General features: G+C 62.2%; 22 protein-coding genes and 1 pseudogene. 5 read left to right on the top strand and 18 right to left on the bottom strand.

Annotated features, from left to right (window positions below):
- Position 1: 1 nt before the first annotated feature.
- From LB545_RS24520 to coxB, 3 genes are read right to left on the bottom strand one after another with little or no spacing between them, the layout of a single operon-like run.
- Positions 2-604, bottom strand: coding sequence for a heme-copper oxidase subunit III (locus LB545_RS24520; protein WP_140515191.1), 603 nt, complete (start codon positions 602-604; stop codon positions 2-4).
- On the bottom strand, positions 601-2,544 hold the full coding sequence (gene ctaD, locus LB545_RS24515) for a cytochrome c oxidase subunit I (protein WP_224705980.1): 1,944 nt from the start codon (positions 2,542-2,544) through the stop codon (positions 601-603). Before ctaD ends, LB545_RS24520 begins: the two co-directional genes overlap by 4 nt.
- Positions 2,541-3,755 (bottom strand): cytochrome c oxidase subunit II, encoded by a 1,215-nt coding sequence (gene coxB / locus LB545_RS24510; protein WP_224705979.1) that lies wholly within the window; start codon positions 3,753-3,755, stop codon positions 2,541-2,543. The genes ctaD and coxB overlap by 4 nt, the downstream gene beginning before the upstream one ends.
- 128 nt (positions 3,756-3,883) lie before the next feature.
- On the opposite strand from coxB, the gene LB545_RS24505 reads away from it, so the two are divergent.
- The 3 genes from LB545_RS24505 to LB545_RS24495 all read left to right on the top strand — a co-directional run bounded on the left by LB545_RS24505 (position 3,884) and on the right by LB545_RS24495 (position 6,472).
- On the top strand, positions 3,884-4,195 hold the full coding sequence (locus tag LB545_RS24505; RefSeq protein WP_140878747.1) for a hypothetical protein: 312 nt from the start codon (positions 3,884-3,886) through the stop codon (positions 4,193-4,195).
- Between the two features lie 407 nt (positions 4,196-4,602).
- Complete coding sequence (locus LB545_RS24500; RefSeq protein WP_224705978.1) at positions 4,603-5,898, top strand: Nramp family divalent metal transporter; 1,296 nt, start codon at positions 4,603-4,605, stop codon at positions 5,896-5,898.
- Positions 5,899-5,983: 85 nt separating this feature from the next.
- Positions 5,984-6,472 carry a hypothetical protein gene (locus LB545_RS24495; protein WP_140497376.1) on the top strand — a complete coding sequence of 163 codons (489 nt, stop codon included), beginning with the start codon at positions 5,984-5,986 and terminating at the stop codon, positions 6,470-6,472.
- A 70-nt stretch (positions 6,473-6,542) separates the two neighbouring features.
- On the opposite strand, the gene LB545_RS24490 is transcribed toward LB545_RS24495, so the two are convergent.
- A complete protein-coding gene (locus tag LB545_RS24490; RefSeq protein ID WP_224705977.1) occupies positions 6,543-8,654 on the bottom strand; it encodes a catalase in 2,112 nt (703 codons plus the stop codon).
- A 293-nt stretch (positions 8,655-8,947) separates the two neighbouring features.
- On the opposite strand from LB545_RS24490, the gene LB545_RS24485 reads away from it, so the two are divergent.
- The gene (locus LB545_RS24485; RefSeq protein ID WP_140498076.1) at positions 8,948-9,511 is read left to right on the top strand and encodes a sigma-70 family RNA polymerase sigma factor; all 564 of its coding nucleotides are present in this window, start codon (positions 8,948-8,950) and stop codon (positions 9,509-9,511) included.
- Here the strand turns inward: LB545_RS24485 and LB545_RS30880 are convergent, their stop codons facing one another.
- The 12 genes and pseudogenes from LB545_RS30880 to LB545_RS24430 form a co-directional block, all read right to left on the bottom strand.
- The gene (locus tag LB545_RS30880) at positions 9,512-9,640 is read right to left on the bottom strand and encodes a hypothetical protein (RefSeq protein ID WP_263485998.1); all 129 of its coding nucleotides are present in this window, start codon (positions 9,638-9,640) and stop codon (positions 9,512-9,514) included. It lies immediately after the preceding gene.
- A gap of 209 nt (positions 9,641-9,849) precedes the next feature.
- Positions 9,850-10,068 carry a hypothetical protein gene (locus LB545_RS24480; RefSeq protein ID WP_224519089.1) on the bottom strand — a complete coding sequence of 73 codons (219 nt, stop codon included), beginning with the start codon at positions 10,066-10,068 and terminating at the stop codon, positions 9,850-9,852.
- A gap of 213 nt (positions 10,069-10,281) precedes the next feature.
- Positions 10,282-10,998, bottom strand: a pseudogene (locus LB545_RS24475) (class I SAM-dependent methyltransferase); the annotation flags it as partial.
- 70 nt (positions 10,999-11,068) lie between these two features.
- Positions 11,069-12,049 carry a GNAT family N-acetyltransferase gene (locus LB545_RS24470; RefSeq protein ID WP_181169760.1) on the bottom strand — a complete coding sequence of 327 codons (981 nt, stop codon included), beginning with the start codon at positions 12,047-12,049 and terminating at the stop codon, positions 11,069-11,071.
- 8 nt (positions 12,050-12,057) lie between these two features.
- Positions 12,058-13,122 carry a glycosyltransferase family 4 protein gene (locus LB545_RS24465; RefSeq protein ID WP_140497386.1) on the bottom strand — a complete coding sequence of 355 codons (1,065 nt, stop codon included), beginning with the start codon at positions 13,120-13,122 and terminating at the stop codon, positions 12,058-12,060.
- Positions 13,119-13,955, bottom strand: coding sequence for a PIG-L deacetylase family protein (locus tag LB545_RS24460; protein WP_224705976.1), 837 nt, complete (start codon positions 13,953-13,955; stop codon positions 13,119-13,121). Before LB545_RS24460 ends, LB545_RS24465 begins: the two co-directional genes overlap by 4 nt.
- Positions 13,956-13,962: 7 nt before the next feature.
- A complete protein-coding gene (locus LB545_RS24455; RefSeq protein WP_140497390.1) occupies positions 13,963-14,889 on the bottom strand; it encodes a beta-xylosidase in 927 nt (308 codons plus the stop codon).
- Positions 14,882-15,643: a TIGR04290 family methyltransferase gene (locus tag LB545_RS24450; RefSeq protein ID WP_140497392.1), complete on the bottom strand. Its 762-nt coding sequence runs from the start codon at positions 15,641-15,643 to the stop codon at positions 14,882-14,884. Before LB545_RS24450 ends, LB545_RS24455 begins: the two co-directional genes overlap by 8 nt.
- A 2-nt stretch (positions 15,644-15,645) precedes the next feature.
- A complete protein-coding gene (locus tag LB545_RS24445; RefSeq protein ID WP_140497394.1) occupies positions 15,646-16,443 on the bottom strand; it encodes a sugar phosphate nucleotidyltransferase in 798 nt (265 codons plus the stop codon).
- Positions 16,443-17,543, bottom strand: coding sequence for a glycosyltransferase (locus LB545_RS24440; RefSeq protein ID WP_140497396.1), 1,101 nt, complete (start codon positions 17,541-17,543; stop codon positions 16,443-16,445). The genes LB545_RS24445 and LB545_RS24440 overlap by 1 nt, the downstream gene beginning before the upstream one ends.
- A 14-nt stretch (positions 17,544-17,557) precedes the next feature.
- A complete protein-coding gene (locus LB545_RS24435) occupies positions 17,558-18,154 on the bottom strand; it encodes a histidine phosphatase family protein (protein ID WP_140515201.1) in 597 nt (198 codons plus the stop codon).
- Positions 18,151-19,254, bottom strand: coding sequence for an inositol-3-phosphate synthase (locus LB545_RS24430; protein WP_140515202.1), 1,104 nt, complete (start codon positions 19,252-19,254; stop codon positions 18,151-18,153). Before LB545_RS24430 ends, LB545_RS24435 begins: the two co-directional genes overlap by 4 nt.
- Before the next feature lie 153 nt (positions 19,255-19,407).
- Here LB545_RS24430 and LB545_RS24425 point away from each other — a divergent pair, with 153 nt between their 5' ends.
- Complete coding sequence (locus LB545_RS24425; protein ID WP_224705975.1) at positions 19,408-21,162, top strand: hypothetical protein; 1,755 nt, start codon at positions 19,408-19,410, stop codon at positions 21,160-21,162.
- Between the two features lie 3 nt (positions 21,163-21,165).
- Here LB545_RS24425 and LB545_RS24420 read toward each other — a convergent pair whose 3' ends face one another.
- Together LB545_RS24420 and LB545_RS24415 are read right to left on the bottom strand one after the other, a co-directional pair.
- Positions 21,166-21,351: a hypothetical protein gene (locus LB545_RS24420; RefSeq protein ID WP_140497402.1), complete on the bottom strand. Its 186-nt coding sequence runs from the start codon at positions 21,349-21,351 to the stop codon at positions 21,166-21,168.
- 139 nt (positions 21,352-21,490) lie between these two features.
- Entirely contained in the window at positions 21,491-22,531 is a 1,041-nt protein-coding gene (locus LB545_RS24415) for a UDP-glucuronic acid decarboxylase family protein (protein ID WP_140525130.1), read from the bottom strand.
- Positions 22,532-22,551 lie beyond the last annotated feature (20 nt).

Here is a 22,551-nt window from a genome sequence, read left to right as displayed (position 1 = left end):
GTTACATCCTCGGAACCCAGTAGATTACGAGATAGAGCACGACCCATGAGACGACCACGAAGTCCCAGTAGAAGGCATTGTCCGACACGTCGCTGAAGTGGCGTCCGGTGTTGCCTTTCTTGGTGAACATGAGAACGGCGAGCACGATCGTGTCCCCGACATCGGTGAGGAGGTGTGTCGTGTGCAGGCCGAGCAGGAACCAGACGATCGACCCGTAGGCGTTCTGGTCCCAGGAGATCCGGAGCGCGGGAAATTCCCAGATGCGCACGATCAGGGGAAGAATTCCGGCGATCGACATGACGACGATGCCGATGCGCACCTTCACAAGGTCCTGCCGCCGCGCCCAAAGATCGATCAGACGGTTGGGGACGGCGCTGGCAAGCAGAATGATCAATATTGCCGTGCCCGGCAGGAGGTCGGGTGCTGGCGCTCCGATCGGCCAATGCCGCGCCTGCACAGCCAGGTAGAAATAGGTGCCGATCGCCAGGGCAAAACCGGTTGCTTCAAGGGTGATGAAGGCCACCGTTCCCCACCAGATCGGGCTTGCCGATCCAAAATCATAGGTGGGCAGGTGGCTGACGTCGACGGTTGGCCAGTGTCTCATTCTTCGTCCTCCGGCTCGCCTTTCGGCCAGAACCAGCAGATAAAGCCGATCGAGACCGGTATCGCGCCCCAGACCACCGCCCATGGCGTGTAAATCGAGCCCAGAAACGCGCCACCCACGGCGACGGCCGAGAGCAGCGGCCAGATCGAGTTGTCGGCCGATGGCACGCGCAGTTGCGGCACCGCATCGGCGACCGTGCCGGCAAGCACTTCGCGCGCATCGACGCGCAGGCCCTCGACCACCGGGAGTATGTCGGGTTCGGCCCAGAGCGGCTCGCGATGGGTCACCACTGGCAGGCGCGAAAAATCGTAGGAAGGTGGCGGCGACGTCGTTGCCCATTCCAGTGTGCTCGCCCCCCAGGGATTGTCTCCCGCGAGGCGACCGTTGCGAAGGCTGAGCAGCATGTTCAGGACGAGAAGCGCGAAGCCGGCGAACACCACCAGCGACGAGATGCTGATGAACAGGTTCGTGCCGCCCCAGCCGCTCGCCGGCGGATACGTGTAGACGCGCCGCGGCATGCCTTGCAAGCCAAGGATGTGCATCGGGAAGAAGGTGAGATTGAAGCCGATGAAGACAAGCCAGAAATTCCAGCGGCCGAGCCTTTCGGACAGCATGCGGCCAGTGATCTTGGGAAACCAGTAGTAGACGGCGCCGAGCAGGGGGAAGACGGCGCCGCCGACCAGCACATAGTGGAAATGCGCGACGACGAAATAGGTGTCGTGCATCTGCAGGTCGAGCGGCACCGAGGCGACCATGACTCCGGTCAGCCCGCCAATCACGAAGGTGAAAATGAAGCCGAGCACGAAAAGCAGCGGCGTGGCAAAAATCGGCCGGCCGCCCCAGATCGTCGCGATCCAGCAGAAGATCTGGATGCCGCTCGGAATGGCGATCATCATCGAGGAGGCGGTGAAGAAGCTTTCGCCGAGCTGCGGCAGGCCCGTGGCGAACATATGGTGCACCCACAGGCCGAAGGAAAGAAAGCCGATCGCGATCAGCGACAGCACGATCCCGAGATAGCCGAAGACCGGACGGCGCACGAAGCTTGGCAGGATAGCCGAGACGAAGCCGGTCGCGGGAATGAAGATGATATAGACCTCCGGGTGGCCGAAGAACCAGAACAGGTGCTGCCAGAGCAGTGCGTCGCCCCCCGCCGCCGGGTCGAAGAACCTGGTGCCGACCAGCCGGTCGAGGATCAGCATGGTGCTCGACACCATCACCGCCGGCATGGCGAACAATATGATGAAAGCCATGACGAGGACTGACCAGACATAGAGCGGGATGCGATCGAGCGACATGCCAGGGGCGCGCTGCTTGAACACAGTCGCGATGATCTCGACGGCGACCGCGAGTGCGGACACTTCGGTGTAGGTCACCATCTGCGCCCAGAAATCGGGGCGCTTGCCGATCCCATATTCAGGTCCGGCGAGCGGCACGTAGGAAAACCAGCCGGCATCCGCGCCGGTGTCGAAAGCGAAGGCGATCCAGATCATCAACCCACCGGAGAGATAGACCCAGTAGCTGAAGGCGTTGAGCCGCGGGAAGGCGACGTTTCGGGTGCCGATCATCAGCGGCACCAGGTAGATGGCGAACGCTTCCATGACCGGTACGGCGAACAGGAACATCATCGTCGTGCCATGCATGGTGAAGAGCTGGTTGTAGAGATCGGGGCCGATATGGCGTGCCTCCGGCGTGGCAAGCTGGAACCGCATGGCAAGTGCCGACAGGCCTGCAAGGGCGAGGAACAGGAAGGCCGTCACCATATAGCGCCGGGCGATCAGCTTGTGGTCGACCGTGACCAGCCAACCATAGAGGCCGTTCGGCGTCCGCCAGGCATGCGCCAGATAGTCGTGCAGTCTTGCCTCGTCGAGCCCGGTGTCGCGGATGCCTTTCAGGGCCGCTTCCTGTTTTCGCCTAGCCGTCTTCCCGGCAACGCCACTCATTCAAGACTTCCAAGATAGGCGACGACCGCACGAAGATCGTCGGCGCTGAGAGCAATGCGCGGCATCTTCGCGCCGGGTTTTGTGGATTGCGGATCGGCGATCCACGCGGCGAGCGCGCCGGGTGTCATGGCCAGCGTGTCGGCGGCCAATGCACGCCGGTTTGCGAGATGGGTAAGGTCGGGCCCGACCGCTCCCTTGGCCGGCGTCCCCCTTATCGTGTGGCAGAGCGCGCAACCGGTGGAAAGAAAAGCCCGCTGGCCGCGGCGTTCCTCCTCGCTGGCAGGCGCGATGGCGGCGGCGTCTTGTCTGGACCGCCATGCCTCGAACGCTTCGCGGCTTTCCGCGATGACGGTGACGGCCATGTGAGCATGCTGGTAGCCGCAGAACTCGGCGCACTGGCCGCGATAGATACCAGGCCTGTCGGCAATGAGGGTGATCTCGCTCGGCCGGCCCGGAATGAGGTCCCTTTTACCGGCCAGGCTTGGCACCCAGAAGCTGTGAATGACATCGGTCGAATCGAGTTCCACCTTTACCCGTTCGCCGACGGGAAGATGGATCTCGTTCGCCGTGACAATCATGCGCGACCGATCATCGTTGGGATAGCGTATTTCCCACCACCATTGATGCCCTGTGATGCGGATGGTGAGCGTCTCCTTTCCGCCCAGCGAGGCAATGGATTTGCCGGCGAAGAAGCTCGTTATCGTCAGCGCGGCGAGAACCAGCACGGTCGCCGCGACGGCGCTTCCGACCGCGCGGCTATACCTGTGCTCCTGATGGCTGTCGATGACCAGCGGCGGGGGTCCTGCTTGTGCCCGGCGCTGATGGAAGAGCGCCATTGCCAGGGCCAGCATGACGAGCAGCCAGGTGATGGTCGCCACCGCGCCAAAAGACCAGATGAGATCGAGAATCGCACGGGCATTCGCACCATGTGCGTGGAGTGCGGATTGCCAGCCGCTGCACCCGCTCAGGACCGGTGCCGAGACCACTGTAGACGCGAGGCCGAGCCATTTCAGGACGCCTGGAAGACGGCTGCCGGACGTGCTTCGAGCTGGACGTGCAAAGGCGGACGCAATGGGCCATTGCCGCCGTTGCCGCAGACGGATGGACGGGCCCGTGCATCTTGCCATGTGAAATCCCCATGGATGCCAAGGCGATAACGCGAATCGCTGTAAAAGGATGCTTGGCAACGATGGCCGGCTTTTCTCCGCCATGCGATTGGCGCCGGGCCGATGCTTGCCCGCCGGGAGCGCAACCAAATGGCGGATATGTCCGTTTCTCCAGGCAAAGGCGCGGGACGCGCATCGGACGGTTCCACGCCGCGAAAGCTTAGGAACTAGCCATGAGCAACACAGACAAAACGGCCGGCGGAAATCGAAGCGTCGCAGGCAAGGACGATCGCAGCCAGGACGCGACGCGCACCGACCGCCGAGGCAGGGAAGAGACGCGGCAGGAACAGGCTGCGGACAGCCATCCGGAAGAGGATCCGGCGGAGGGCTCTCGCCAAACGGTCGAGCACGAGTTGGACAGGCTGGATCGGTCGGGGCGCAGCGCCTCGCAATCCGCGGGCGAGGGCCAGGTGGAACGCGCGCGTGAGGAGCTGCGGAAGCAGGTCAGCGAAGAGACGCAATTACCGGGACGAGGTTCCGCCTGACAGCGGCTGTGGATCGCCCCGCGGTTGGCTTTTTGTTTCGATTCTTCGGTGTCAGACGGCACGCAGGTCGTGTCGGGCCTGCCGCCTTCCGCTTTCCCGGATCCAGAGGGTCGCCATGAGCAGCGCCGCCCCGCCATAGATCAGGCCGGCGAGGGGAAGGTGCGGGTGAAGAGCCTCACCGCACTCTTTTCGACCGTCGGCCCCAGGCATATTCCATGTCGATCTTCAAGGCGATGCGGCTCCAGCCGCATCAACGGCCAAGCCGGGCGCTGCGTTTCATTGGCGGTTGGCTTCCACAGGAACAAAAAGCTTGACCGGAGGTTCGAACCTCAATCTCGGCATCGGCACTTGGTCGGAACAATCGACATGATTTTTTCCCGTGTGGTCTCGTTGGACACGCATCTCCCATGAGTGGAGCAGCTGACGATGCCGGCCGAAGCGAGGGAGAGCGAAAAGACGGCGGCATCACACGCGCTCTCGGGCTCGGACTGATCACTGGGGCGGCTGACGACGATTGCTCGGCCATTGGCACCTATGCGAGTGCCGGAGCCCGGTTCGGGCCCGACCTTTTGTGGACGGCTCCTGTCACTCTCCCGATGATGTACATCGTCGTCTATCTCTCGTCCAAACTTGGCCAGGTGTCGGGCCGTGGTCTTTTCAAGGTCATTTCCGATTTCTATCCGCGTTGGCTGCTGTGGTCCGTGCTGGTGGGCGTGCTGATCGGCAACACGATCGAGGCAGCCGCCGACCTTGGCGCGATGTCGGCGGCTGTCGTGCTGTTCGTTCCGCTGCCTTCAAACTCGGTCGTCATCGGTGTCGCGATGATTATTTTTGCCTTGCAGATGTTCGGATCCTACAAGCTAATCCGCAACATATTCCGATGGTTGGCACTGGCCCTGCTCGCCTATGTGGTCTCCGCTGTGCTCGCCAAGCCGGATGTGGTCTCGGTGCTGCGCGGCACCCTGCTGCCGAAAATCGAGTTCAGCCGCGAATATCTGTCCATCATCGTCGCCATCATCGGCACGACGCTGTCCGCCTATCTCTACACCTGGCAGTCCAATCAGGAGGTGGAGGAGGAGATCGCCAAGGGCAGGACGAGCCTCGAAGAGCGCAAGGGAGCCACCGAGGGTGAACTCCGCCGGTCCCGGCGCGATATCCTGATCGGCATGATCTTTTCCAACCTGATCATGTATTTCATCATCCTTTCGACCGGATCGACGCTGTACGAGGCGGGGCATACCCAGATCGAAACGGCAGCGCAGGCGGCCGAAGCGCTGCGGCCGCTTGCGGGCGACGCGGCCGGCATTCTCTTTGCGGCCGGGGTGATCGGCGTCGGCTTCCTGGCGGTGCCGGTCATGACTGCCGGCGCCGCTTTCGATTTCGCGCAGGCCATGGGGTGGAAGAATGGCTTGAACGCCAAGCCCCGGCATGCGCCCAAATTCTACATCGTGACGGGAGTGATCACCCTGGTGGCGGTGGGTCTCAATTTCTTTGGCTTCAACCCGATGAAAGCCTTGGTCTGGTCCGGCATCGTGCAGGGTTTTTCGACGCCACCTCTGCTGCTTCTCATGCTCATCATGACCAACAATCGCAAGATCATGGGCGACAAGGTCAACAGCAGGGCCACCAACATTCTGGGCGGCGTGACGACCATAGCGGTCTTTGCGGCGTCCGCGGGACTGGTGGCGACCTGGTTCATGTAGTTCGCCGGCGCGGAAGGACGTTCAGGCGCAGTGGAACATCCACGGTCAACTCTCGTTGAAATGCGTGTGAGAGAAAGGGCTGTCCATGTCAAAGCTCCAAGCCGCCACTCAAGAGCATTTAGAGCAACTGAGACTCGAGGCTTCGGCTCGTTTCGCCCCGATGATGCTGCATGAGGCATTGTTGCGTCTTTCCCGGGCCTGCGGGGGTGATAGCCTTGCCCGGTTCGAGAAAGCCATGGTCGATCAGATCGAGGCGACCAAGGACGATCGAGCCGATTTCGAGGCAATCAAGGAATTCGCGATCGAACAGCTTTATGCCTGGATCAGGAACGCGAACGAATCGCCGGATAAGAAGCAACCGCTGGAAAAGATAGAGGACCGCAGAACCCCCGGCCGCTCGGAAGAGCCGCAAACGCTGGAGGATCAGCTGCAGGCCGGTCTGGAAGATTCCTTTCCCGCAAGCGACCCGCCAGCGGTGGTGTCCACCTCCATTCCAGGCGGAGCCAAGAAGCTGGTCGGAACCGACGAAGTGCTGAGAAAACAGCGGGAGGCCAAGGAGCAAGACCGCCCCTAGCCCGCACCGACTGGAATCCCGCTGGCCGAACCGCCGCTCACGGACGGGAATCCGTGCTGGGTAGATCGCGTCACAGCTTGACGGCCGCTTCCCGGGCCCACAGCCGCAGCTTGCGGCAAGCTTGCACGAATGCCTTGGCGGAGGCTGCGGAGTCCAGCCGCATCAATCCCTCATCGGCATCGGCTGCGACGCCTGCCTTGGCCAGGAGCGGCGCGGCTCCCTCTGTAAAGCCGATGAATTTGCAATGCGCAAAGGCATCCGACACGAAGTCCCTGGCGGCTGCCTCCTTGACCAGCAACTCGGCGCCCGGCTCGGACAGGAGCAGTACCACCGCGTCGAACAGGACCGACGGGCCGCCGTCGATCATGTGTCTGGCTTCGATGTGGGTGCCGTCTGCGGCCTCGACGCCGCCCACCTTGGGCGCGATCACCTCCATGACCGCGCCTTCCGTTTCGATGGCCGAGCGAAGTTGTTCGAAAAGGGCCGTGTCGGCCCCGTCGCTCAGCAACACGCCGACCTTGCGGCCTTTGAAACTATCGGGACCGTTCTCGATGATACTGAGAGCCGGAGACGGCGGCAGGTCGTCGCGCGGCGGGATGGCGGTCTCGGCGGGGTCGGGCATGTTCCGAATGCCAAGCTTGTCGGCGACTTGAGTCGCCAGCGTTTCGTCTATGTTCAGCAGATGCGCCACCATGCGTTCGCGGATCGCCGGTGCCTGCACCTTGCTCAATTCGAATGTCAGCGCCATGGCGATATGGCGTTGCTCCGGCGCTGTCTGGCTGTTGAAGAATTGCCGCGCCTGGCTGTAGTGGTCGGCGAAGCTCTCCGCCCGCAGACGCACCTTCTGCCCCTCTTCGGCGTCGGCGAAAGAGCGGAAGCCGCGTTGCGGATCCTCGCGGGGACCCGAGCCCCACGAATTCGGCTCATAGTTGGCGCGGCCGACCGGGTTGTGCATGGCCATGTGCCCGTCCTGCTGAAAATGTGCGAAGGGGCATTTCGGAGCGTTGATCGGAATATGGGTGAAGTTCGGGCTGCCCAGCCGCTTCAACTGGGTGTCGAGATAGGAGAAGTTGCGGCCCTGCAGAAGCGGGTCGTTGGAGAAGTCGATCCCGGGCGGCACGTTCTGGGTCATGAATGCAACCTGCTCGGTCTCGGCGAAGAAATTGTCCGGCATACGGTCGAGCACCAGCCGCCCGACCGGGATTGGCTCAATGATCTCTTCAGGGATGATCTTCGTGGCGTCCAAGATGTCGAAGTCGAGGCTGTCGGCAAAATCCTGGTCGAACAATTGCACCGTCAGCTCCCATTCCGGGAAGTTTCCTGACTGGATCGCTTCCCACAGGTCGCGGCGGTGGAAGTCGGGATCGGCGCCATTGATCTTGACCGCTTCGTTCCAGATCACCGACTGCATGCCGAGTTTCGGCTTCCAGATGAATTTGACGAATGTGGATTCGTCGTCGGCATTGACGAGGCGGAACGTGTGGACGCCAAAGCCTTGCATGAAACGGAAGGAGCGCGGTATCGCTCGATCCGACATGATCCACATGACCATGTGCATCGATTCCGGCATCAGGCTGATGAAATCCCAGAAATTGTCATGTGCGGTCTGGGCCTGCGGGAAAGCCCGGTCTGGCTCCTGCTTGGCAGCATGGATGAGGTCCGGAAATTTGATGGCGTCCTGGATGAAGAACACGGGAATATTGTTGCCGACGAGGTCCCAATTGCCTTCCTTGGTGTAGAGCTTGACGGCAAAGCCGCGCACGTCTCGGGCGAGGTCGAACGAGCCCTTGTTGCCGGCAACCGTCGAGAACCGCACGAAGGCAGGCGTCTTTTCGCCGGCGCGCTGGAAAATGTCGGCACGCGTGTATTTGGCCAGCGATCCATAAGTCTCGAAATAGCCATGAGCGCCGTAACCACGGGCATGCACCACCCTTTCCGGGATGCGTTCGTGATCGAAGTGGAAGATCTTGTCGCGAAAGTGGGAGTCCTCGATCAGAGACGGTCCGCGCTCGCCGATCCGCAATGTGTTCTGGTCGTCGGAGACAGGCGTTCCCAGGGCAGTCGTGAGAACAGGCGTGTCGGCTTCCGCGATCTGGTGCAATTCGCCGCCATTTCCGCGCGCGGCATTCTGATCGTGCATACGCGCCGATTTGGGAGCTGAACGGTGTGCGGATTTGGCCATGATTTTTTCCTCGATTGACGCCCGTGGGCTGACTTGGCTCAAGGCGCCGAACTGCCGGTGCATGGCTTTGTTCCCGCACAACGGCGCGTCGCGCCTATCCTAAGCCAGCGCGAACACGCTGGTGGACGGCGCGCAAGGGGGGCGCGGCCGCAGCAGGATCGTTCGGCCGCATCAGAATTTTCTGGAGAGTTGTCTTCAACGCCCGGAACGATACAAACGTCCATGCATTTAGCTGGGGTCTGCATTCATACTTCTTTCTGGGAGCTGGACCATTGTCAGGCGAAGGCTATCTTTTGGCCGACCAGGAAACCCATGAAGTTTCCATCGTTGACCTGATACCCGCGCTACGGGCTTTCGCGCGCACCTTCTGCCGTATCCCCGACGATGCCGACGATCTGGTGCAGGAGACGTTGACGAAGGGCCTTGCCAACATCGACAAGTTCGAACCCGGCACGCGCATGAAGTCGTGGCTCTTCACGATCATGCGCAACACCTACTACACCCGGGTCAAGGTCGCGGCCAGGGAAGCGCCTGGCCTGCTCGACTGCGCGTCCTCGAGGCCGATTTCGGAAGCCACACAGGAATGGACCGTTCAGAGCAAGGAAGTTCACGGCGCCATCCAGAGGCTCCCTGAACACCAGCGCGAGGTGCTGATGCTGATCGGCGTCCTAGGTGTCAGCTATGAGGAGACGGCCGAGATATGTGGCTGTGCGGTGGGAACGGTCAAAAGCCGGCTCAACCGTGCCCGCGCCGCCGTTCTTGAGTTCCTGGGGGAGAGTTCGCTGCAGACGCTGATGGAAAGACGAAATCATCTGTCGGACGGGCAGATCGATATCGATGCCGACAGCCGAAGATAGTCAGTTCTTTATGTCGCGCCGGCGTTTCGCAAGGAGCGCGTTTTGCAGTTCGATCGCCAGTCTGGTCAAGCGATCAGGAACCTTTTCCTGCTCGATCGCGATCAGCAGAGAGGCAATCTCCTGATCCATCGCCATTCCTGCGCGCGGGTCCATTCTATCATCGCTCGAACGAGACATCGTATTCCCTGGCTGGATGGATGGCAGTCCGTCATCCTATTGTGATGACAAGCAACCGCCATTACAAGGAGATGCCCGGTGCCGAAACCGTTGCCGGCAGCCCTTGCACAGGTTTTTCTTCCACTCTCGATTGCCGAGGTCACAGATCCACTGCGGCGCTTTCAGTCCTTCGGCAATCGATTTGCGGCATGATCCTGATATTGATCGGACTTGATCTGATTGCCGTCCAGGCCGCGTTCCTCGCTGTGCTGCTTCTTGTCCCTGTTGGATAAAACGGCATTCTCTTCGATCTTGTCCTTGGCCAGTTCGGTCATTGCTCCGGCGCCGGCCCCTTTGCCGTGGCTGCCACGGCCGATATGTTTCTTGCTGCCGGATGCCATGCTGTCCTCCTTCGAATTGGCGCCGCTCTTCAGCGTCGCTGTGTTCGACGCCCGAACTGGCATTGGCTGGTAATGTTCCGTCACGCCGGCAAGCAGGAAGGCGTCGCCGTCCCACAGCCGAAACGCTTTTTCGCCATCGATGACGACCTGCAATCCGTGACGTTGCGCCAGGTGACGGATATCGGAGCGGTCCAAAAACAGTGATTCGCGATATGAGTAGTTCAGCAAGGCCAGCCTGCCCGGCCTTTTGAGGACGCGCGCAATTTCGCCGAAATGCCGCTCCGCCACGCCGGCTAGCACCAGATAGGGGAAACTGTCGACCGCCAGAACGCAGTCGAAACTCGCGTCGCCGAACTCCGCCAGATCCAGGCCTGAGGTCCGCCGCAACTCTACATTGCCAAGCGCTGCGCATTGCTCACGGGCGATCGATATCATCCTCGACGATATGTCGATACCGACGACCCGCCCACAGGATGCCGACAGCGCGCGTTCGAAACGCCCGATGCCGCAACCGATGTCCAGAATGTTGCGTCCAGCACCGGTGAAGTCTTGCGCTGTCAGCCATGCAACGATTTCGTCGGTCGTGGCTGCCAGCCTTTCCTCATCGCCAAGGGAAGCCAACTGGACACTCGCCACCCGGGAAATCGCTGCCGCGGCATCAAAGCCCGAGGCCAGCCGCGTCACGACATCTGCATCCGTCTCGTCGTCGTCGCGTTCGTGACGAACGGCAGAACCCGTTTTCTGCAACGTGGCAAAAACCTTCGATCCGCGGCGAAGCAGCCCGGCTATCTGCTGGAGCCTTTCCCTGTCTCGAGTATCGACCGGATCGATCTCCGCCACGATCTCCGCCAATTCGACTGCCCCGATGCCTGGGTGGAGATGCAGCGCCAGCCTGGCGATGACGGCCTCGGCACTGACAGCGTCCGCCATACAGTCCTCGACCGCCAGCCTGACCGCTATCCGGCGGCGCACGGATGTTGGTTCCATCGAAACCATGGTCTCATTTCCGCGTCCAAGTCCTTCGCATCGTCCACCTGTCGCCAGCGCCCCAGCCATATTTGTACGGCTCCTGGCCGCGCAGGAAGTCGAACTCGCGCGCACCTTCGCGGATCGATTCGGCGATTGCGTGGCCGACCAGGATCGCGCCTGGACTTTCCTCGGCATAGGCAGGATCGAAACCGCCAAGATAGGCATAGGCACGGCCGCGATGGTGAAATCCGTAGTAGGCGCCGATTGGCTTGCCGTCGATGGCGAGCACCCAGCGTCGGGTCAGATCTCGAGCGTCGAGCAGGGGAAGCGAGCACCTGTGGAATTGCTCGACGGCGGGGTCGGCCAGCACGCCGCCTCCGTTTCCGGCCCAGCGCGCGCCGTGCAGGCCTATCAGGTGGTCGAGGAACAGTTGAGGATCGCCTCGTGCCGGCGACAACTCGACCCGGCCGCGTCTGGATGCGGCGCGGCGCGCCCGGCGCAACTGGCGTCTGCGCCGGGCAGGGACGCAGCCCGCCAGCGTTTCATCGCCGTCGGTGGCAAGCACGGGACAAACGGCGTGGCCGACCAGTCCATCGGCTTTCAATTCGGGATGTTCGATCGCCAGACCGGCACTGCCTTGCGGCAGATCCGGCAGGATCCACTGCGACCACTCGATCGAGAGTATCTTCTCTGCAAGGGCAGTGGCGACCTGGGCCTCGCTGCCGGGCACACACAGCACGTCCAGATAGTCGCTGAGGGAAATGCCGATCGGAAGCAGTTTCGAGCCTTCCGTGCCATGTTCGAGATAGAGCGGCGCCAGGCCCACCAGATCGTTGCCGCGCCAGATGGCGACCGTCGCCAGCTCCCCCGGAGCGAATGTGCGCCACCACGGCAGCAGCCAGGCGGGACATTGAAAGGGCGTCGCCGACGAACTCTGCTCCCACAGGTTCCACCAGTGCGGCGCCAGTGCATGCAATTGCTCTGGATCGCCGATGATCTCGCTGCGCAGCATCTGCTCTTTCACCGCACCGCGGCGAGACGCCTGCGGTCGGCGCCGAGCCGGGCCAGCGCCAGATAGGCGCTCATGTAGGACGAGACCATGCGCTCGAGCGAAAACCGCCGGCGCGCCTCGCTTCGGCACGTCTCGGCATCAAGGCTGGGTGCCGCGACAATTGCTTGCGCCATCTCGTCGACATTGTTGACGATAAAGCCGGTCTTGCCGTGCTCGACCACTTCGGGAAGCGCACCATTTGGAAAGGCGATCACCGGTGTGCCGCAGGCGAGTGCTTCCATCGCGACCAGCGAACTGGTCTCGGCGGCGAGGCTCGGAACGACTAGGCAGCGTGCTGCATTGAGCAAGCGCCGCTTGGCGGCGAAGCCGAGCGGACCGAGGAAGCGGCGCCGGCCGTCGAGGCGAGGTTCGACCTCATCGCGAAAGTACTGGATATGCGTCTCGTAAGGATAGACCCGCCCGCCGATGACCAGCGGCACATCAGCCTGCCTGGCGGCATCCAATGCCAGGTGTATGCCCTTTTCCGGGCAGATGCGGCTGAGCACGACGGCGAAGTCGCCCCTGGGCCGCGGCTGGTTCAGCGCGTCGATATCGACACCATTCGGGATCGGGGCAACCAAGCTTGCGTCCGGCGGTGCGGTTCTTTGCTGGGCTGACGAGACGGCGTGAAGCCAGAGATCGTCGCGCCCTGGGCGCAGCGCCCCGGCCGGGTACCAGTCGAGCGGCAGGTGAAGCGTCACCAGGGTCGGACCGTCGGCAGGCAGGTAGGCGTCGAAGTCGATGCCATGCAGGTGAACCACGTCGATCGGCCATTGGGCGCGGGCAGCGGCGATCGCGGCGCGATGGGACTCCTGTGCCCGGTTTTTTGCTGACTGGTCGAGCACGCCGGCTTCGGCGGGCGTTTCCACCAGAATGCCGCTTGCACTGGAACCCTGGCAGCCGATGACGATGGATCGGTGACCGGCGCGGGTCAGGGCCTGATCGAGCATTGACAGCACCTGCTCGGCGCCGCCAACGGCGTTCGGTCCCACCGGCGCGAGAGGATAGGCAACATTGAGCACTGTGAGCGTCATGGCTGGTCGAGCCGGAGCGCCTCGTGAGCACGGGCGCTTGCATGCAGCCAGGTGCCGGGCTCGAAACCCAGCGGCAGCGATTCATAGTAGAGCCTGCCATCGTTGGGCAGCTTCAGGAAATCATAGGTCGGCGCCAGCCGGAAACGCTCGGTGCGGGTCGAGAACGGCGCCAGCGTCCGCTGCTGCGTCAGGTGGCTGGCCAGCATGCGCTGCTTTTGCTGAAAGGCCGCTTCGGTCAGGCAGACCTCTATGCAATCACTGCCGGTGCCGCTGGCGAAATCCTGAAATACCGGGCCGTCCGGGCCAGCCGAATAAAAGGCCATTTCGATGATGGTGGGCACGGGCCGGCGGTCACGGCGCAGAAGATGGCAGGCCGCGTGAACGGCAAAAGCGGTCGCGTCGTGGTCGGGATGGCCTCCCTCGAAAGGATGTGTGCAGACGAAGCGGATGTCGGGTTCGCAAACAAGGCAGGCGAGTTCCTGCGCGAGCGCCACGAGATTCGCCGCAGCCTCCTTGTCGGGATAGCCAAGAGCGGTCAGGCCCGATGGCGATATGCCGGCCGCGGCCAAGGCTTCCGTCAGTTCCGCACGGCGGGCATCGGCATAGTCCTGCCATGGCTCGAAACCATGCGCTTGCGCGTCGGCAAGATCGCGTGGTGCTCCGTCCGTGACATGGACGATGCGGCATGACCGCAGTCCGGCAAGATGCCCGCCGATGCCGATCGTCTCGTCGTCCGGATGCGCGACGACGACCATGATCGCGGAACCATGTGCTGCGTCACTGCCCGTCAACAGGGCCGCGAATTCGCCCAGGGTTGCCGACGGTTGATGCATGGGAGCCTCACGCTGCCGAGGCTCGCCGCTTCGACGTGGAAGCCACGCCGGGCGCGTAGCGGCGGATCATGGTTGCACAGAATTCGGCGAATTCCTCCGGCACCAGCGGCGGACTGGTGTGGTGAGGCATCATCCCGCGATGCTCTGGCGTGAAGCAGAAGGTGACGGTCACGTCGAAATCGGCGAGCGCTTCCATCTGTCGGTCGAACCAGTTCAATGCATTCGGCCTGAAACTGTCGGCCCAGGAAAGTCCGGTCCGCATATTGGTGACCCCGAGCCGCTTCATCCAGGCGACGGCGTCGTCCAGCCGCGGGTCCTCGAAATGAAACCACTGCACCAGCCCCATCTCGGGCGTATGGCGCAGGAATTCCTCCAGTGCCGGTTTTGGCGTGCCGTCCTGGCGCAGCAGCCCCATATGGAAGTGACGATAGTAGGAGGAGCCTTCCGCTTCGCGATGGCGCGTTGTTGCTTCCCATTCGCGCGGGAGATCATAAAGGCTGTACCACTGGATGCGCGGAGCGTTGCCGAGCAGCAATTCAGCGGTGCGCCTGAGGCCCCAGACCTGGATCTCGTCGGCGCCGAAGGTCGATACGCCAACTTCGCTGACCCAGATCGGGAGATCGGTGACGGCCGCGATCTCACCGATCTTCTGTGGCCATTCCTGGATCTGCCACAGGTTCCAGTCGAGCGGAAAGCCATGTACCGCGACGGCATCGACGTGGTCCAGCAATCTGAGTTCCTTCATGCGCGTGACGAAGCCGGGGTCGATCGGAGAGATGCCGCCGAGCACCTTGGTCAGGGCCGGGTTCTCGGACGCTATCGCATCCGCCGACAACATTGCCATGGCGGCGAAGCGGCTCCAATCGGGGTCGAGCTCGGGATCCCAATGCGATTTGTTGTTGGGCTCGTTCCAGATCATCGCGGCTTCAATCATGGATCTGTCCTTTCGACGGGTAGACGGCGCCGCCGCCGGCCGGATCGCCGGCGGAACGGCAAAAATAAACCTCCTGCTCGGGGTGCAAAAAAATCTCGAAGCCGGCGCTGCGCAACATCGCTTCGGTGCAGGCGCGGTTGGGAATCCACCAATTGGTCGGATCGTCGGCATATCGATGTTCGATGAAATGCAGTTTCGGAAATTCCGGCCGCTCGAACAGGTCGTGCGTCCAGAAATGATAATTCTGCTCAAGCGCAGGCAGATCGGCGCTGCCGCGTTGCATGGACTGGAAGATCATCAGGTCGCCGGCGACATGCCCGCGGATCAGGTCGAGCGCGAGCAGGGGATGGCGCAGGTGGTAAAGAACCCCCATGAACAGCACGATGTCGAATGTCTCGCGCAGGGCGCCGACGTCATAAACCGAAAGCTTCTGGAACTCGATGTCGCAGTCCGCGATCTCGGCGGCAAAGCGCGCCTGTGCCAGATAGGCCTCGTCGAAATCGATGCCGAGGACGCGACCGGCGCCGCGCCGTTTCATTTCGATGGAATAAAAACCGGCATTGCAGCCGATATCGAGCACGGACTTGCCGGACAGGTCGGCTGGAATGGCATAGGCGAACTTGCGCCATTTGACCAGCGGGTAGTTACCGAGAAAATGGTCCGGAGCAGTTTCGACGCCGGCTAGTTCCATGTTGTGGAACCATGGGCCGAGGGCATCGATACGGCGTTGGATTTCAGCATGGGAATGCAGCATGGCTAAGCTCCTTCGCCCGGAACGGCATGCGAATGTGCAGTAGGCGCGATCATCGTGGGCCGGTGCTGTTTGGACGCAGCATCGTCGTCGAGCAGCCGAAGGGCCGCGCGATAACCGTTGAAAGTGCCGACATCGACGTAGGCGGCCCCTGCCTTCACCCCATACGCCTGACCGCCCGCCGTCAGGTAGGCGTTGATCAACGTGCCGATATATTCGTCATAGCAATCCCGCTCGCGCCAGAGTGCCGCGAGCTGGTGCAGGACATGGCCCGGCATCTTGAACGCGCCCCATATCCAGTTCGTCGCCGCGTCCTGCCGCTTGACCTGGATTTCCCGCACCCGGCCCTCCTCGTCGAGAACCACGGCATCGAAGAATTCCGGCCGATCCACCGGGAAGAGCAGGAATGACAGCCGGTCGTCCGGCAGACGGCAGAAGCCGTCTTCGGGAAACCAGATCGTATCGGGAAGCCCGATCAACACCGTCTCGTCCGGTGCGACGAGGGGTGCTGCCCGGAAGATGGCGTCGCAAAGGCCAACGGGGTTGGGTTGTACCACGAACAGAGCGGTCGCCGCTCCGTAGCCCGCGGCATAGTATTCGAGAATGTCGGATTTACCCGATCCGATGATGAAACAGACCTTGTCGACGCCGGCGCGCACCATCCGCCGCACCAGGTACTCGCTTACGGCACATGGGCGCTCTGTCTGTCCATCGATCCGGCTCCCGACCGGCAGCAGCTCTTTCGAGAAGCCGAGCGGTTGAATGCGGCTGCCGCGTCCGGCAGCGGGCACGATGCCCAACATCAGACTGCTTCCTTCATCGGTTCGCCGGCCGACCTCTGCAAGGCTTCGTTCAGGATGCGATCCAGTTCCGCCGCGCGCCGCGTGGATGTGTGTTCGTCCAGAACCCGTTCACGCGCACGGCTTCGAATTGCATCGAGCTCGTGCGATGGCAGTTTGAGCGCCGCGATCACGTCGTCTGTGTCGTACGCCAGCAGGATCTCGCTACCGGGTTCGAAGAAACTGCTGAGGCCCGGCCAGGTGTCGGTGACGATCGGTACGCCGCATGCCGCTGCTTCGAACAGCCGGCCCGAAGGGCACCACCCCTTTTGCGCCATCGCCTCGCGCGTCACATTCAGCGTCAGGCGGGACGACGAAAAGAAGGCTGGATGATCTGCCGGCGGAAGATGCCTGACGAAGAAGATGTTGTCGCTCCACGGGAATTCCTGTGGATATTGTGCACCGCCGATGATGAAGCGGTGGTCAGGCAGGAGTGCGGCCGGACGGACCAGCAGTTTCTCGACGCCGGCCTGGCGATCTGCCGCATAGGTCCCGAGATAGGACAGATCGCCCGCAAATTCCGGCCTAGGTACTGCCGGCCGGTGTTGGTCGGGATCGACATGGCCATAGAGCGGCACCACGTGGCGTGCACCGAGGACCGACTTGAGTGCATCGATTGCCGAGCCGCCCGTGTAACTCAGGACGAGATCGAAATCGGCAAGGCCCTCGGGCCCGAAATAGGGTGGGCGTTCACCTTGATCGAGGCGCGCCAGAGTGACCGGAGTGTCCAAGTCGTAAAAGACGCGCAGCCCGCGGCATGCCTGCTGCGCCAGGCGCGAAGCGTCCACGGCGTCGGGACAGTAGGAGGTAATGATGACGACGTCGGATTGCTTGATCGTCTGCTCCGCGACCCTCCGGATGTCCTCCCAGTCGGGGTAGAGCACGATATTGCCGCCATCCAGTTGATCGAGGTCCCGCGCACCGGCATAGTAGGGGGTGTTGCGCTCGAAAAAGGTGATGGACCAGCCGTGCCGGGCCAGCGCGCGGATCAGGCCACGCCACAGGGTGGCGTGGCCGTTTCCCCATGAAGACGTGACGGTGAGACCGAAAATGACCATCTGCATCCGGCAAGTCCTCGTCAGGCAAGTTCGTTCAGACGGATGAGCTTTGCTCCCCAGTCTCCGGACACGATCGTCGTGATTGAGGCGGGGTCGATATCGAAGCGAAAACTGTCGCCGACGGGCAGACCAAGCACATGGCAGATGGCTGCCTTGATCACGTCGGCATGGCTGATCAGCGCGACGCATTGATTCTGATGCCGCTCGCGAGCCTGATCCATCAGCGAGACGATACGCTGTTGGACATCCAGCATGGTTTCGCCGCTTGGGGTGCTTGCTTCCTGCCGCCGGCTGTTCCACGCCTGCCAGCCGGCATCGCCGTTCAGTTCCTCGAACGTCTTTCCCGACCAGATGCCGAAGTCGATCTCGTCGAGTTCGGCGCAGATCGCGATTTCGCCGACATTACAGGCAGTCGCGATCGGCTTGGCGGTTTCCTGCGTGCGCTCGCGTGGGCTGCACCAGATAGCGGCAATCGGCTCGCGGGCCATGCGGCGGCCAAGATGCGCCGCCTGAGCCCTGCCGGATTCGCCAAGGCGAACTCCGCCCATCCGTCCGGCCAGATAGGAGCCGACATTGTCGTGTGCCGCGTGCCGGATCAGGAAGAAGGTCGTCGTCATTCCGCGGCATCGAGCATAGGCTCGTCCCTGCCTGTGATGAATGCAAGCGTGCGCTGCCGAGCTTCGGCATCGGTGAACTGCTCAGGCGGAGACTTCATGAAATAGCTGCACGGACCGGTCAGCGCGCCGGCGATGCCGCGGTCAAGCGCCAGCTTGGCGCAGCGCACGGCGTCGATGACCACGCCGGCCGAATTGGGCGAATCCCAGACTTCCAGCTTGAGTTCGGCGTTGAGCGGCACTCCACCGAAGGTCGTGCCTTCAACCCGGATGTAGGCCCATTTGCGATCGGTGAGCCATGGCACATGGTCACTGGGGCCGACATGAATGTTGCCCGGCTCCAGGGGAACATCGAACTGGCTGGTCACGGACTGCGTCTTCGAGATCTTCTTCGATTCCAGCCGCTCGCGTTCCAGCATGTTGAGGAAATCGGTGTTGCCGCCGAAGTTCAACTGATAAGTGCGGTCGATGCGGACGCCGCGCTCGCGGAAGAGATTGGCCAGCAACCGATGCACGATTGTCGCGCCGACCTGGCTCTTGATATCGTCGCCGACCAGCGGCAGCCCGCGTTCCTCGAAACGCAGGCGCCATTCGGGCCGTGACGCGATGAAAACCGGTATGCAGTTGACGAAGGCGCAGCCGGCCTCGAGGGCGCATTCGGCATAAAAGCGCGTCGCTTCCTCCGACCCCACCGGCAGGTACGAGACGAGCACATCGGCACCGCTGTTCCGCAGGATTTCGCTGACATTGGCAACCGGCTCCGGCGCTTCCTCGATTTCCGTGCGCAGATATTTGCCGATGCCGTCCAACGTGGGGCCACGCTCCACGCGAACCCCGGTTGCAACCGCATCGGCAAAACGGAACGTGTTGTTCGGGGCGCTGTAGATCGCTTCGGCCACGTCGCACCCGACCTTGCCCTTGGCGACGTCGAACGCACAGACGACCTCGATGTCATCGACGTGGTACCCGCCGAGATCGGCGTGCATCAGCCCGGGGATCGGCTCGTTGCCTTTTGCGTCTCGGTAATAGGAAAGGCCTTGCACCAGGGAGGATGCGCAATTGCCTACACCGACGATACCGACACGAACTTTCTTCGATCCCACGAAACTGCCGTCCTGTGCTGTCCAAGGTAAGTTCCTGGGCCCCGAACCGTCAGCTTGCCGGAATGTTCCTTGGCATGTGGAAAAATTGCGCGCGGCAGGATGGATCAAAGCCGCGCATGCCGCGTTGGCGCACGGCGAGCTTGGAATCGGTGGATGATCGTCTACGGCGACCACAAACGAACGGAAGACGCGCGACAGCTTCGCGAGGCTGCAAGCGAAATGGCTGAAAGCCTCGATTGCAGGCCCTGTGGCATTCAACGCCACGCTGCGCTGGTAGGGTTGTTCGTCAAGGTCTCGGAACTGGTCCAGGCACTGGCCGATGTCGAGTTCGAGGTCCGCGGCGGGGACACCCCTTCGCCGAGGCAGCGGCAAGGTGCCAAGCTGCTGGTCGGCCTTGCGGCGGAAGTGGCGAGGTCCTGGCGAAGCGGCTTCACAGTGACCGGCGCCGTCGATCCCATGCTGAGGCATATGCTGGCCGCGCTCGACTGCCAGGGCAAGGTTCTTACCGGCACGGCCGAGGGATACGCGCATTATGCGCTCTATCCTGAAAGCTATCTCGGCGCGGCGCGGGCATCAGGCCTCGACGCGAATACATGCGTCATCGGCATCCGCAGCATTGGCCTCGGGCTTGCCGCCCTGGTCGCCGCGGCGATCGACGCGCCGGTACCCATCAGCGTGCGCCCGATCGGCCATCCTTTCCGCAGGTATGTCAACGCCGACCCGGAATTGATCAGCGCCTGGAGGGACAAGCCCTCGGCTTGCTTCGCTGTCGTCGACGAGGGCCCCGGCCTGTCGGGCAGTTCGATGCATGCCGTCGTCGCATGGCTGCGGGGGCTGGGCATCGATAGGGATCGCATTCACCTGTTCCCCAGCCATTCCCGCGGTCCGGGTGCCGAAGCCTCTAAGGAGGTTCGTGAGACATGGTCGGGTTGCCGCAAACATGTGGCGCGGGCCTTCGAACGCACCTTCCCGGGCGGCGCGCAAATGCCGACGCTACGCGATTGGGTGGCGGAGGCTGCCGGCAGCCCGCAATTGGCCCTGACCGAAATATCCGCTGGAGAGTGGCGAAACCTCCACTACGCCGAGGAGAGGCTCTGGCCGCCGAGTCAACGCGGCATCGAGCGGCGAAAATTCCTGGCGTCCGCGGGACGCGATCGGTGGCTCGTCAAATTTGCCGGCCTCGGTCAAACCGGGCAGCGCAAGATGCAAACCGCGGAGATGCTGCACGAAGCCGGCTTCGGACCGCAGGTCGTCGGGCTTTGTCACGGTTTTCTGGTTGAACGGTGGGCCGACGGCAAGACAATGGATCAGGCAAGCCTATCGAAAGACAGGCTTGTCGCGGAGCTCGCACGCTATCTCGCCTGGCGTGCGGCTAATCTGGGAACTCCGGAGCCCGGTGCTCCATTGCCGGAACTCGTTGATATGGCCGTCTACAATGGCGCCGAAGCTCTTGCCGAGCGGTGCGCGGCGGAGCTGCGGAACTGGTTCTCGAAGCAAAGCCCTGCGCAAGCGCTGCCACGGGTCGAGATCGACGGAAGGCTTCACCCGTGGGAGTTTCTCGTTTGTGCCGACGGGACGTTGATCAAGACGGATGCCGTCGATCACTGCCGGGGACATGATTTGATCGGCTGCCAGCCCATAGAGTGGGACATTGCCGGCGCTCGCGTCGAATATGGATTTTCCGACAGCGAGCTAGCGACGTTGGTCCACCGCATGGAAGCCGGGGAGCGGCTCAATATCGATACCGGCCTAATTGACTATCTCGAACCTTGCTACCTGGCGTTTCAACTGGGACTCTGGGACGTTGCTGCCCGATCCGAGCATGGCCCGGAGAAGCCAAGGCTGGTAGCTGCGGCAACGCGGTACAAGAAAGGGCTGCTACGCTTCCTGGAGAGGTCCGGGCCGTGACGATCAGTCCAGTCTTCGCAGCATGTCCGCTTCGCGTTCGAGAATGGTGGCCACTTCCTCGCGCTGCAGATGCGTCATCATCAGGCTGACGCAGCACTCGAGATAGGTGATGGAGGCCCGTCGCAGAAAGGCAGCCGTCTCTCTTTCCGCAATCTGCTCGATATCCTTTGCGGATCGTTTGGGTTGCACAGGTCCGTTCTCCATAGCGGGATCTCATCGTCAAACCCCGAGCTTGCCAGGATGTTCCGCGCAATCCGCAAAAGTGCGGCAGGAGGCATGACCGTGCTTAAGCGGTCATGCCGGAACACGTGGCTGCGGCGGCCTGGCCTCAGGCCGGAAGGTCCTGCAACCTGCCCGATCTTGCGTTTGTCGCAATAGCTGTCATCCGGCCGTCGATCTCGCTGGTTTCGAGATTGGAGAAGTATCCGATCGTCTGCATCAGCCCTTGCCTGAGGGGCACTTTCGGCGTCCAGCCGAGCAGCGCCTTTGCACGCGAGATGTCGGGCTGCCTGCGGCGGGGATCGTCTTGCGGCAAGGGCAGGAATTTCAGATCCGATTTGGTTCCGGTCATGTCTCTCACCATGGATGCCAGTCGCATGATGGTGAATTCTCCGGGATTGCCCAGGTTGACAGGTTTTCCGGGATTGGGGTCGAGATCCATCAGGCGCATCATACCTTCGATCAGATCGGAGACGTAGCAGAAGGACCTTGTCTGCAACCCATCACCGAATATCGTCATCGAGCGCTTCTCAAGCGCCTGCATGATCAGGTTCGAGACGATGCGGCCGTCGGCGGGGTCCATCCTGGGACCGTAGGTATTGAAGATGCGAGCCACGCGAATATCGGCTTTTGCTGCTCTCAGATAATCGAAGCAAAGCGTTTCGGCGGTGCGCTTGCCTTCGTCGTAGCAGGCGCGCGGGCCGGTGAAGTTCACATGGCCAACATAGTCTTCCCGTTGCGGATGTTGTTCCGGGTCGCCATAAACTTCACTTGTCGACGCCTGCAGGAATCGCGCATTGTTGCGGGCGGCGAGTTCGAGCAGGTTGAGCGTTCCGATGACGCAGGTGCGTGTCGTGTGTATCGGATCGGCCTGGTAGCGCGGCGGCGAAGCAGCGCATGCCAGGTTGAAAACGCGATCGACCGGCTCGCCGAGGTTCAGCGGCCGGCAGATATCCTGCTCGATCAGCCGGAAGCGCGGCTGGTCCATGATCGAGACGATGTTGTCCATGCGGCCGGTAAGGAAATTGTCGACGCAGATCACACGCCAGCCGTTGCGGAACAACGTTTCGCAAAGATGCGAGCCGAGGAAACCCGCGCCGCCGGCGACAAGCACTGTCTTCGCCCTTCGCGCTTTTCTTGTTTGCCGCATCGCTGTTTTCTCCTGTCTTT

Source organism: Mesorhizobium sp. BR1-1-6 (assembly GCF_020165355.1).
Classification (GTDB): domain Bacteria; phylum Pseudomonadota; class Alphaproteobacteria; order Rhizobiales; family Rhizobiaceae; genus Mesorhizobium.
Note: the sequence above shows the minus strand (reverse complement) of the source record. Positions and strands in the feature narration are given on the sequence as shown.